This is a genomic window from Marinobacter sp. UBA2498 (assembly GCF_002341575.1).
Taxonomy (GTDB): domain Bacteria; phylum Pseudomonadota; class Gammaproteobacteria; order Pseudomonadales; family Oleiphilaceae; genus Marinobacter; species Marinobacter manganoxydans.
In genome coordinates this window covers 12686-12980 of record NZ_DDOI01000001.1, presented here as the reverse complement: position 1 = coordinate 12980, position 295 = coordinate 12686, and the positions used below count along the sequence as shown (strand labels likewise).

At 55.6% G+C, this 295-nt stretch carries 1 pseudogene; it reads left to right on the top strand.

The window, feature by feature from the left end:
- Nucleotides 1-295, top strand: a pseudogene (locus tag B2W52_RS00075) (methyltransferase family protein); the annotation flags it as partial.

The following is a 295-nucleotide window of genomic DNA, read 5'->3' as shown; positions in this document are numbered from 1 at the left end:
TGTCCTGGTTCTTTTACCGTTATTTCGCGCCGAAAAACTGGCGGGAATGGGCCGGCGCCGGAGTGGTGCAGGCCTTCATCATTGCACTTTATGCGGAAATGTACGGTTTTCCGCTCACTATTTATCTGTTGGTGCGTTTTTTTGGCCTCGACAGTGAGTATGTCAGCGCCAGCTTGTGGTCGACCCTGGTAGGGCTGGGCGAAACCGGGATGTTGGTCTCAATGTTGCTCGGCTATGCGCTCGCGTTCACCGGGATCGGCCTCTTTATTCAGGGGTGGCGTCAGGTCCACAAGGC